The 11,083-nt window shown below is 71.9% G+C and carries 11 protein-coding genes; all 11 read right to left on the bottom strand.

Annotated features, from left to right (window positions below; genetic code table 11):
* A partial coding sequence (locus tag VKH46_10905) for a hypothetical protein (GenBank protein ID HKB71343.1) occupies positions 1 to 264 on the bottom strand: 264 nt, incomplete at its 3' end.
* Positions 265 to 271: 7 nt separating this feature from the next.
* A complete protein-coding gene (locus tag VKH46_10900; protein ID HKB71342.1) occupies positions 272 to 1,036 on the bottom strand; it encodes a tetratricopeptide repeat protein in 765 nt (254 codons plus the stop codon).
* Positions 1,033 to 2,751, bottom strand: a complete 1,719-nt coding sequence (locus VKH46_10895; protein ID HKB71341.1) for an HD domain-containing phosphohydrolase — start codon at positions 2,749 to 2,751, stop codon at positions 1,033 to 1,035. Before VKH46_10895 ends, VKH46_10900 begins: the two co-directional genes overlap by 4 nt.
* A 19-nt stretch (positions 2,752 to 2,770) precedes the next feature.
* Positions 2,771 to 3,838, bottom strand: a complete 1,068-nt coding sequence (locus VKH46_10890; protein ID HKB71340.1) for a 3-dehydroquinate synthase family protein — start codon at positions 3,836 to 3,838, stop codon at positions 2,771 to 2,773.
* A gap of 4 nt (positions 3,839 to 3,842) precedes the next feature.
* On the bottom strand, positions 3,843 to 5,591 hold the full coding sequence (gene aspS, locus VKH46_10885; GenBank protein ID HKB71339.1) for an aspartate--tRNA ligase: 1,749 nt from the start codon (positions 5,589 to 5,591) through the stop codon (positions 3,843 to 3,845).
* Positions 5,588 to 6,814 carry a histidine--tRNA ligase gene (hisS, locus tag VKH46_10880; protein ID HKB71338.1) on the bottom strand — a complete coding sequence of 409 codons (1,227 nt, stop codon included), beginning with the start codon at positions 6,812 to 6,814 and terminating at the stop codon, positions 5,588 to 5,590. The genes aspS and hisS overlap by 4 nt, the downstream gene beginning before the upstream one ends.
* Entirely contained in the window at positions 6,811 to 7,344 is a 534-nt protein-coding gene (locus VKH46_10875) for a gamma carbonic anhydrase family protein (protein HKB71337.1), read from the bottom strand. Before VKH46_10875 ends, hisS begins: the two co-directional genes overlap by 4 nt.
* Positions 7,345 to 7,381: 37 nt before the next feature.
* Entirely contained in the window at positions 7,382 to 7,990 is a 609-nt protein-coding gene (locus tag VKH46_10870) for an L-threonylcarbamoyladenylate synthase (GenBank protein HKB71336.1), read from the bottom strand.
* A gap of 1 nt (position 7,991) precedes the next feature.
* Positions 7,992 to 9,017 carry a ThiF family adenylyltransferase gene (locus tag VKH46_10865; protein ID HKB71335.1) on the bottom strand — a complete coding sequence of 342 codons (1,026 nt, stop codon included), beginning with the start codon at positions 9,015 to 9,017 and terminating at the stop codon, positions 7,992 to 7,994.
* Positions 9,014 to 10,684, bottom strand: coding sequence for a DNA repair protein RecN (gene recN, locus VKH46_10860; GenBank protein HKB71334.1), 1,671 nt, complete (start codon positions 10,682 to 10,684; stop codon positions 9,014 to 9,016). Before recN ends, VKH46_10865 begins: the two co-directional genes overlap by 4 nt.
* A gap of 47 nt (positions 10,685 to 10,731) precedes the next feature.
* On the bottom strand, positions 10,732 to 11,083 hold a 352-nt coding region (locus tag VKH46_10855; GenBank protein HKB71333.1), incomplete at its 5' end, for a hypothetical protein.

Here is an 11,083-nt window from a genome sequence, read left to right as displayed (position 1 = left end):
CCCGTCCGGCAGGGCTTCCGTGTGGACGCGCATCGCTCCGAAGTCGAGCGAGAACGCGCGGACCGCGCCGAGACCGGAGCGCGCGAACGCGCGCGCGAGATCCCGGAGATAGATTCCCTGATAGGCGCCGAGCACGCGGTGCGAATGCTCGTCTCCCGCGCGGTGCGACGCGACCACCGTCTCTCCTTCCGAGTCGAGGAGGACCGCCGCGAGGAGACCGGAGAGGGACGCGATGAGCGTGTCGAGGATCTGCTGGTAGATCACGCCCGGCTCACTCGGGAAGGGTCGCGCTCGATCCCTCTCCGAGGATGAGGCGCGCCCGCGCCGCCTGCGGAGAATCGGGAGCGAGCTCCGTGACCCGGCGCAGGTAGCGGATGCCGAGGTCCCGGTTGTCGAGCGCCAGCAGCCCCATGCCGACGTGGAGCATCGCGTCGAGGTTTTCCGCCCGGAGCTTCAGCGCCGCGAGGTAATCCTCCACCGCCCCCTTCTCGTTCTTCAAGGCCTCGCGGGCCTCGCCGCGCGCCATGAGCGCCTCGTACGAGTCGGGAACGAGGGCGAGCGCCCGCGTGAAGGCGTCCTCGGCTTCGGCCGGGATGCCGCGGCGCATCCGGGCGCGGCCGAGGTTGATGAGCGCCGACTGGCGGTCCGCGAGGCTCGGCGACTTGTACGCCTGGAGGAAATCCGCCTCCGCGCCCGCGTAGTCGCCGAGCTCCATCTTCGCGACACCGCGGTTGTTGAGGTACGACTCCTTGGGCGCGATCTTGAGCGCCCGGTCGAACTCGTCGCGCGCCTCCTTCGGCCGCCCGAGCATCAGGAGGGCGAGGCCGTGGCCGTCGCGCATCTCGGGATTGTCGGGATCGTCGACGAGGACCTGCCGGAACGCGTTCTCGGCCTCGTTGGCATTTCCCTGCTGGAGGAAAACCGTCGCCATCCGCTCGGTCAGGTAGAGCTCCGAGGAGGGCATCTTCTTCGGACCGGAGGAGCACCCCGAAAGGAGCGCGGTCCCCGCGGCCGCCGCGAGGAGAGCCCGCTTCACGCGACCGTCCGGACCGCCGCGGTCCCCGTGTCCCCGGTCGCGGGAAGGAGGTCCCCGTTCTGGTACGCCTTGACGAGCACGTCCGTGATCCGCTTGTCGAACCGGGTGCCCGCGAGGCTCTGGATCCGGTCGATCACGTACGTGATCGCCATCGCCTTCTGGTAAGGACGCGTCGTGGTCATCGCGTCGAAGGTGTCGGCGACGGACACGATCCGCGCCAGCAGCGGGATCTCCTCCCCCTTCAGGCCGTCGGGGTAGCCGCCCCCCTCCCACTTCTCGTGGTGGTGCTTCATGCCGGGGACGACGTCGGAGAGCTGCGGAATCGCCGACATGATCGCGGCGCCCTTGGCGGGGTGGGTCTTCATGACCTCGAACTCGTCGTCGGTCAGCGCCGTCGGCTTCCGCAGGATGCGGTCGTCGATCCCGATCTTCCCCACGTCGTGGAGCAGCGCCGAGAGCCGGACCTTCCGGACCTCCTCCGGCGCGAGATCCATCGCCCGGGCGATCGAGACGGCGTAGCGGGCGACGCGCTCCGAGTGGCCGCGGGTGTACGGGTCCTTGGCGTCGATCGCGGCCGCGAGCGCGCGGACGGAGTTGATGAACAGCTCGTGGTTCTCGCGCGCGGCCTTCTTCAGGTCCGTCATCGCGCGCTCGATCGATTCGCTCATCCGGTTGAACGAGGAGGAGAGGTCCGCGATCTCGGCCGCGCCGCGCACTTCGACGCGCTGCCCGTAGCGCCCTTCCGCGATGTCGTGGGCCTGCTCCGCGAGCGCGCGGATCGGCGACGCGAGCCGCATCGCCATGACGACGCCGACGCCGATCGCGAGACCGAGCGCCAGGAGGCTCCACAGGATCGTCTGGCGCGTCATCTCGTCGACCGACGCGAACGCCAGCCGCTGGTCGCGCTCGACGAGGACGGCCCAGTCTGGAGCGTCCACGGGGACGATCGAGCCGAGGAGCGCCTGCCCTCCGGAACGGTAGGCCCGCGTCAGCCGCGCCGGCGACTGCCGGTAATCCGCGACGAGGCTTCCCGCGGGCCGTGACGCGGGGCGGTTCTTCGACGACAGCAGGATGTTGCCGTCGCGGTCGAGGATCGCCACCGTGATTTCCTGGCGCGCTTCCTCCTCGATCTGCCGCTCGATCGGCTCCCAGGAGACGAGCCCTTCGACGACCCCGATGTTCTCCCCCGATTCGCCCGACACCGGCTCGGCGATCACGACCACCGACGTCGCGAATCCCTTCGCCTGCACGGGGTAGCCGGAATACCGCCCCCCCTCGCGCGCCTCGAGATAGCCGCGGCGGAACTCCTGGTCGATCGCGGCGGGAAGGCTCGGCGGTCCGATCGCCCCTCCCTGCCCTTCATGATCGATGACCCGGAGCGCGAGGAACGTCGAGCGTCCCTTGACGAAATCGGGGAGGATGCCCGAGGCCGCCGCCGTCGAGAACGGGTTCTTCCCCGACAGGGCCTGCGAGAACTTCATCGTGTCGGCCAGGGTGTCGAGCTGCTCCTCGCTCGAACGGTAGAAGGCGGAGATCGAGTCGGCGATCGCGGCCGCCGAACGGGCGGTGTACTTCTTCTCCATCGTCTCGAGGCTCTCGCGGTTGCGCGCGATGAGCACCCGGTCCGTCACGAGGAGCGGCGTCAGGGACACCACGGCCAGGGCCGCCACGAGAAGCGCGAACAGACGGATCCGGGGCCGGAGAGAGGTGTCCAACAGGAGGATTATAGAGCGTTTACGACCCGGCGGGGGATCGACCGCCGCCCGCGCCGGCCACGGCCGCTTCGAGGCCCTTTCGCCATTCGTCCGGCGAAACTATCCGGACGACGGGCCGCCCCCAGTCCGCCAGCAGCACGCCCGAAAGCCCGCCGGCGGCCGACTTCTTGTCCCGGAGCATGGCGTCTTCGAGGTCGGACGACCAGGCGGGCGCGGAACGGCCCGCGAAACCGAGGAGCTCCGAAGCGAGCGCCGCGGCGTCCTCGCGCGGGAATCCCTCCCCCTCGCCGGAGAGGCGAAGCGCGGCGGCCATGCCGACGGCGACCGCCTCGCCGTGCGACCATTCCCGGTAGCCTCCGGCGGCCTCGATCGCGTGGCCGAGCGTATGGCCGAAGTTGAGCACGCGCCGCTCCCCCGCCTCGCGCGGATCGCGGCCGACGATCGCGCGCTTGACGCGGATCGCCTCCTCGAGAAACGCGTCGACCGACCGATCCGAGGAGATCGCCTCGAGCCTTTCCGCCATCGCCTTCGCCGGCCCGGCGCTGCCGACGAGGAGCGCCTTGAAGATCTCGACGATTCCCTCGCGGAACCGGCGCGCCGGAAGGGTGTCGAGGAGGTCGGGGTCGACGAGCACGCCCGAAGGCGCGTGGAAGGCGCCGATCAGGTTCTTCCCCCGCGGGTGGTCGACCGCAGTCTTCCCGCCGATCGCCGCGTCGGCCATCCCGACGAGCGTCGTCGGGACGGCGTACCAGGCGATCCCGCGCAGGAGGAGCGCCGCCGCGAGCCCGGCGACGTCGGTCAGCGTCCCCCCGCCCATCGCGACGACGGCGTCGTCGCGCCGCACGCCCGCCGCGATCGCGGCGTCGAGGATCCTCTCGAGGGTCCCGAGGGTCTTCGCGCTCTCGCCGTCGTCGACCGCGATCTCGACGACCTCGCGTCCCGACAGCGCGCGGCGTGCCGCCGCGCCGTGGAGCGCCGCGACCGCCGCCGAAGTGACGAGGAGGACCCGTCCGGGCGGGAAGGAGAACGCGGACGTCAGCTCAGAAAGCGTTCCGCGGCCGAACCGGACCGGGCCCGCGCCGTCCATCCCGTCACTTCAGCGCGAGGCCGAGCTCGGCGAGCTGGGCCGGGCTGACCGGAGACGGCGACTCGGTCATCAGGCACGCGCCGGACGCCGTCTTCGGGAACGCGATCACGTCCCGGATCGACGACGCGCCGGCCGCCAGCATGCAGATGCGGTCCACGCCGAGCGCGATGCCGCCGTGCGGCGGGGCGCCGAAGCGGAAAGCGTCGAGGAGGAACCCGAACTTCGCCCGGGCCTCCTCTTCGCCGATCCCGAGCAGCCGGAACATCCTCGACTGGACGTCGGCGCGGTGGATGCGGATCGACCCGCCGCCGAGCTCCGTCCCGTTCAGGACGACGTCGTACGCGCGGGCGCGCACCCGCCCCGGGTCGCTCTCGAGGATCGCCAGGTCCTCCTCGCGGGGCGAGGTGAACGGGTGGTGCATCGCGAACCACCGGTTCTCGCGCTCGTCCCACTCGACGAGCGGGAAGTCGGTCACCCAGCAGAACGCGAATTTCGAGTCGTCGATCATCCCGCGGTCGCGCGCGACCGCGACGCGCAGGTTCGCGAGCGCGTCGGCGGCCTTCTTCTTCGCGCCCGCGACGACGAGGCCGAGGTCTCCCTCGGCCAGCCCGAGCGCCTCCGCGATCCGGTCGAGCGCTCCGGGAGCGAGCGCCTTCTTCGCCGGGCTCGCGAGCTCGCCGGCGGCGCGGCGGATCCAGACGAGGCCGCCCGCGCCGAACGTCTTCGCGACGTCGGCCCATTCGTCGAGCTTCTTGCGCGACGCGTCGGATCCCCCCGGGACCCGGAGGCCGCGGACCCACCCCTTCTCTGCGAAGGCGCGCTCGAAGGGGACGAAGCCCGAGCCCTCCGCGGCCGCGGCGAGGTCGACGAGCTCCATCCCGAAGCGCAGGTCGGGGCGATCGATCCCGAACCGCTCGATCGCCTCGTCGTACGTCAGCCGCGGGAACGGGGGCGCGCACGGGACCCCGGCCGCCCCGAACATCTCGGGAAAGAGCGCCTCGATGAGCTCGAAGACCCGCTCGGGAGTGGCGAACGCCATCTCGACGTCGATCTGCGTGAACTCCGGCTGCCGGTCCGCGCGCAGGTCCTCGTCGCGGAAGCACCGCGCGATCTGGTAATAGCGGTCGAAGCCCGCCACCATCAGGAGCTGCTTGAAGAGCTGCGGCGACTGCGGGAGCGCGTAGAACTCTCCGGGGCGGTTGCGCGCCGGCACGAGGAAGTCGCGCGCCCCTTCGGGCGTCGACTTCGTGAGGATCGGCGTCTCGACCTCGAGGAACCCGCGCTCGTGCAGGACCTTCCGCGCGCGGAAGGTCATCTCGTCGCGCAGGAGGAAATTCTTCGCGATCACGGGGCGGCGCAGGTCGAGGTACCGGTACTTCAGCCGCAGGTCCTCCGACGCGTTCACGCGGTCCTCGATCGCGAAGGGCGGGACGTCCGAGCGGTTGAGCACGGTCACCGTGCGGGCGACGACCTCGATCTCCCCTGTCGCCATCGCGGGATTCTCCTGGCCGGCCGCGCGCCGGGCGACCGAGCCCCGGATCTCGACGACGTCCTCCGCGCGCAGCGTCTTCGCCTCGGCGACGAGCGCCCGGTCCGCGTTCTCGTCGAAGAGCACCTGGACGACTCCCGACCGGTCGCGCAGCGTCACGAACACGAGCTCCCCGAAATCGCGGCGGTGCGCGACCCAGCCCTGGAGGAGGACGTCGCGCCCGGCGTCGCCGGCGGCGAGCCGGCCCGCCTCGGCGCGGGTCATCGGGCGATCTCCGCGAGCGCGACCGTCTTCTGCTCGCGCGTCTTCAGGTTCTTCATCGTCACCGTCCCGTCGCGCGCCTCGTCCGGCCCGACGATCGCCGCCTCGTCGAAGCCGAGCTCGGCGGCCGCCGCGAGCCCCTTCTTGACGCCGCGCCCGGAGAGGTCGCACTCGACGGGCGCATCCCGGCGCAGGCGGCGCGCGACCGAGAGCGCGTAGCCCTCCTGCTCCGGCGCGAGCGGGATGACGCGCACGCGCCCCGCCGCCGGCGCCGCGGCCAGCGGCATCACGTCCACGAGGCGATCCTCGCCGATGGCGAAGCCGACGGCCGGGAGCGGCGGGCCGCCGAGATCGGCGACGAGGCCGTCGTATCGGCCGCCCCCCAGGATCGCGTCCTGCGCGCCGAGGTTCGACGAGGTGACCTCGAACACCGTTTTCGTGTAGTAATCGAGCCCCCGCACGAGCTTCGGGTCCTCGACGAAGGGAATCCCGGCCGCGCGGAGGAGCTCCATGACGGCGGCGTGGTGCCGCCGCGACTCGGCGTCGAGGTGGTCGATCGCGCGGGGCGCCCCCTCGAGGATCGCCGCGGTCGCCGGGTCCTTCGAGTCGAAGAGCCGCAGCGGGTTCTCGGCGAGCCGCCGGCGGTCGTCCTCGCCGAGCCGCTCCGCGTGGCCGCCGGCGTACGCGCGCAGGGCGGCCGAGAACGCCTCCCTTCCCTCGCCGCCCGGCACGGCGTTCAACGACACGGAGAGCCCCCGGAATCCGAGCGCCTCGAGGAAGTCGAAGAGCATGACGAGCACTTCCGCGTCGGCGGCGGGACCGGGCGCGCCGAAGAGCTCCGCGCCGATCTGCCGGAACTCGCGGTAGCGTCCCTTCTGCGGCCGCTCGTACCGGAACTGCGGGCCGGCGTACCAGAGCCGCAGCGGCATCGGCCCCTGATCGAGCCGGTTCTCGACCACGGCGCGCACGACCCCCGCGGTATTCTCCGGGCGGAGCGTCAGGGAGCGGCCGCCGCGGTCCGTGAACGTGTACATCTCCTTGTGGACGATGTCGGTCGCTTCGCCGACCGAGCGCGTGAAGAGGTCGGTCGATTCGAGCTCGGGCGTCCGAATCTCGCCGTAGCCGTACGACCCGAAGACGCGGCGCGCCGCCTCTTCCGCCGCGCCGAACCGCAGCGTGTCGGCGGGGAGCAGGTCCCGCGTCCCCTTGACCCGGGCGATCTTCATCGCGCCCACTTCCCGTCGACGCGGAAGTACTCTTCCTTGTAGCCCAGATAGTGGTCGTGGTAATGCTTCAGGTCTTCGACTTCCGCGTCCGTCAGCGCGCGCACGAGCTTCGCGGGACTCCCGAGCCAGAGCGTCCGCGGCGGCACTTTCGTGCGCGGTGTGACGAGCGCGCCGGCACCGATCAACGCCGACTCCCCGACGTCGGCGCCGTCCATGACGGTCGCGCGGATTCCCACGAGCGCCCCGCGCCGGATCGTCGCGCCGTGGACGACCGCCGCATGGCCGAGCGTGACTTCCTCCTCCAGGATCGTCGGGTGCGTCTTCTGAGTGACGTGGAGGACGGAGTTGTCCTGGATGTTCGAGCGCGCCCCGACGCGGATGAAATGGCAGTCGCCGCGCACGACCGCGCCGTACCAGACGCTCACGTCGTCGCCGAGCACGACGTCGCCGATCACGGCGGCGGTCTCCGCGAGGTACACCCGCTCCCCGAGGACCGGCGTCATGCCGGCGTATGTTCTGACGATTCCCACCGCGGCCTCCGAAGAAAAGACCGGAAAACGAGGAATTCTATCGTGTTTCCGGCCAGGGGAAAGCGCCGGCCCGCAGCACCCGCGGCGGCTCGACGCGGGCGTCGACGACGGTCGAGGGAAGGCCGCCGGGGGTGTCCCCGCCGTCGACGAGCCAGTCGATCGCGCGGCCGAGCGCCTCTTCGACGACGGCGGCCGTGGAAGCCGGCGGCTCGCCGGAGCGATTGGCGGACGTGCCCGTGAGCGGTCCGGTCCGCTCGAGCAGCCGCCGCAGCGCCGGGTGCGCGGGGACGCGGACGGCGAGCGAGAGGCCCCCGGACGTGCAGGGCAGCGGCTCGCGCAGCGCGAAGACGGCGGTGAGCGGCGCGGGCCAGAGCGCCGCGATGCGCGAGATCGTCCCGGGCGCGGCGGAGACGCCGAGCCCTCCCAGATCCGCGGCCGACGCGGCGAGCACGGGAAGCGCTTTCTCCGCGTCCCTCCCCTTGACGGCGAAGACCCGCGCGCACCCCTCGGGGCTCCGCGGGTCCGCGGCGAGGCCGTAGAACGTCTCCGTCGGAAGCGCCGCGACGCCGCCGCGCCGGAGGTCTCCGGCGAGCTCGGCGAGGAGCTCGGGCCGGGCGAGGAGGTCGTCGAGCCGGACGCGCCGCACGTCAGCGCCCGACGTACTTCGCGTAGAGGCTCCTCGCCCGGTCGAAGTCCTCCGTCCCCCGGACGACGCAGCGGCCGTCGGAGAAGAGGGTCAGCACGACGCCTTCGGCGGGGAACGACAGGACGTTCGCCGAGCGCTGAACGGGGAAGCCGGAAAGCGCGCGCTCGAGCCGGTCGAAATCGGGGCGCTCCCGCCCCGCGGGCGCGACCTGGACCGCGTTGCGGCCGCAGAGCCGGACGACCTCCGTCGCCCCCTCTCCTTCGAGCGCGGGGTACCGGCGGCCCGAGCAGGCGTCGCATCCTTCGCGGGGGCGCGCCTGCGCGAACGCGCGAACGGGGCGGACGTCCCCCTCCCAGATCGAGAACGTGAGGACGCCGCGCGACGGCCTCTTCCCCACGGCGATCCGCAGCACCTCGCTCATCGCGAGCGACGCGACGAGCGGCGGGAGCGAGGGAACGATCCCCTCCGTGTCGCAGGTCGGGGACGAGCCGGCCGGCGGGAGCGCGCCGAGGTAACAGCGCAGGCACGGCCAGTCGGGCGAAGGCATCGAAACGGAGACGAGCCCGTCGGAACCGACCGCCGCCGCGTAGACCGTCGGAACGCCCCTCTTCTTGCCGAAATCGGAGACGAGGAGGCGCGTCTCGAAGTTGTCGCACCCGTCGAGCAGGACGTCGTGGCCTGCGAGCAGCGCGTCCGCGTTCCGGAACCCGAGGTCGGCAACCTCGGAGCGAAGCTCGACGCCCGGGTCGATCCGCGCGAGCCGCCGCGCGGCCGCCTCGGCCTTGGGAGCGGAAGCCCGCGCGTCCTCCGCGTCGAAGAGAAATTGCCGCTGCAGGTTCGACTCCTCGACGACGTCGCGGTCGATCAGCGTGACGCGGCCGAAACCCGCCCGCGCCGCGATCTCCGCGGCGACGCTGCCGACCGCGCCGATGCCGACGATTGCGACCGACGTTTCCCCGATCCGGCGCTGCCCCTCCGCGCCGATCCCGGCGAAGCGCTCCGAGCGCGAGTGGCGGGACTCGCTCATCGGGCCGCCAGCAGCGCGCGCGCGTGCGCGCGGGCGGTCGGAGTGACCGTCGCGCCGGCGAGCATCCGCGCGATCTCTTCGACCCGCTCGTCTCCCGTGAGCTCCTCGACCGCGGCCCGCGTCCTCCCGCCGGACACCCGCTTGACGGCGCGCAGGTGCCGCCCCGCGCGCGCGGCGATCTGCGGCACGTGGGTCACGCAGAGGACCTGGTCCGTGTCCGCGAGCGACGAGAGCTTGCGGGCCACGACCTCGGCGATCCGCCCGCCGATCCCCGCGTCCACCTCGTCGAAGACGAGCGTGCGCCCCTGCGCGCGGCGTCCCCGCGACGCGAGGAGCGCCGACTCGATCGCGAGCTGGACCCGCGAGAGCTCGCCCCCCGACGCGATCTTCGCGAGCGGCCGCTCGGGCTCCCCCGGGTTTCCCGAGAAGAGGATCTCGCCCCGGTCGCGGCCGCGCGGGGAGACGCGCTCGTCGGCTTCCGAGAGCTCCACCCGGAACTTCGCCTTCTCCATGGCGAGCTCCGCGAGGTGCTTCTGGACCGCGGCGGAGAGCTTCCGGGCCGATTCGCGGCGGGCCGCCGTGAGCGACCGTGCCGCCGCGTCGTAGGCGGCGCGGAGCGACTCGCTCCGTTTCTCGAGATCCTCGAGCGCGTCGTCCAGATGGAGAAGGACCTCGCGCTCGGCGGCGGCCTTCCCCCGCCATCCGAGGATCTCGGCGACCCCGGCGCCGTACTTCTTCTTGAGCCGCTGGAGCTTCGCGAGCCGATCCTCGGCCTCGGCGAGCCGCTCGGGGTCCGCCTCGACGCGCGCGGCCGCGCCGGCGACCTGCCCCGCGATGTCGGCGGTTCGCGCCTTGATCTCGGCGATCTCCGCCTCGACCGCCGCGAAGGAGCCGTCGATCCGGACGAGCTCCGCCGCCGCGCGGTGGGCCTCGCCGACGCGGTCGAGCGCCGAGCCCTCGTCCTCGGACAGAGCGGCCGCCGCCGCTTCCCCGAGCTGCCGGACGCGGTCGGCGTGGAGAAGGAGGTTGCGCTCGCTCGCGAGCGCCTCCTCGTCGAGCCCCTCGAGCTTCGCGCCGTCGATCTCCCCGATCTCGTACCCGAGGAGGTCCAGGCGCCGGTCGCGCTCGCGGCGGGATTCGGAGAGCTCCTCGCGGCGCGTCTCGGCTTCGCGGAGCTCCCGGGCGAATCCCGCGACCGCGTCCGCCTCGCGCTCGAGGCCGCCGAAGGCGTCGACGAGGTCGATCGCGCTCTCCGCCTCGAGCAGCCGGCGCTCCCCACCCTGCCCGTGGATCGCGATCAGCCGCTCGCCGATCCGCGCCAGGGTCTTCGCGGCCACGGCCTCGTCGTCGACGAACGCGCGCCCCTTTCCATCCGCGCCGATCTCCCGTCGGACCACGATCTCCCCGTCGATCGGCGCGATCCCCGCGTCCTCGAGCGTGCGTAGGAGGCCGTCGACGCCGTCGAAGCGCGCGGAGACCGTGAGACGGTCGGCGTCGTGGCGGAGCAGGTCGGCCGACGCCCGGCCGCCGGAGACGAGCGTCAGCGCATCGACCAGGATCGACTTGCCGGCTCCCGTCTCGCCGGTGATCGCGGTGAATCCTTCGCCGAGCTCGAGCGTGACGTCTTCGACGATCGCGAGGTTCTTGATCGACAGGTCGCGCAGCACGCGACGATCTTATCGTTGAGGCATCTTAGGCCTCGGGTGGGCGGCGCCTACGGATTGATTCCTTCGGTCATCAGCACGCCGCACTCCGAGGTGATCGTTGCCATTTCTCCCCACAGCGCGCCATCGCCGGAAATCTTCGTCACACGGACTTGACCGTCCTCCAGCTCCGTGATGCCGAGGTAGCCGAGCACATCGACGAGGTAGATGTTCGCGCCAAATCCCAGTTCAGGCACGAGCGTATTCTCGAAGGTGCCGCTCGCCAAGAGCATACCGGTTGACGACAATACATCGATGCGAATTGAGAATGGTGGGTTGGTCCCGTCTGGCGCAATCACGCCGACGCCGATATTGGAGTGTGTGATGCTCGTGCGCGACGCCGCGGGAAAGGAGAGAACCGAC

The organism is Thermoanaerobaculia bacterium (assembly GCA_035260525.1).
GTDB lineage: Bacteria > Acidobacteriota > Thermoanaerobaculia > UBA5066 > DATFVB01 > DATFVB01.
Note: the sequence above shows the minus strand (reverse complement) of the source record. Positions and strands in the feature narration are given on the sequence as shown.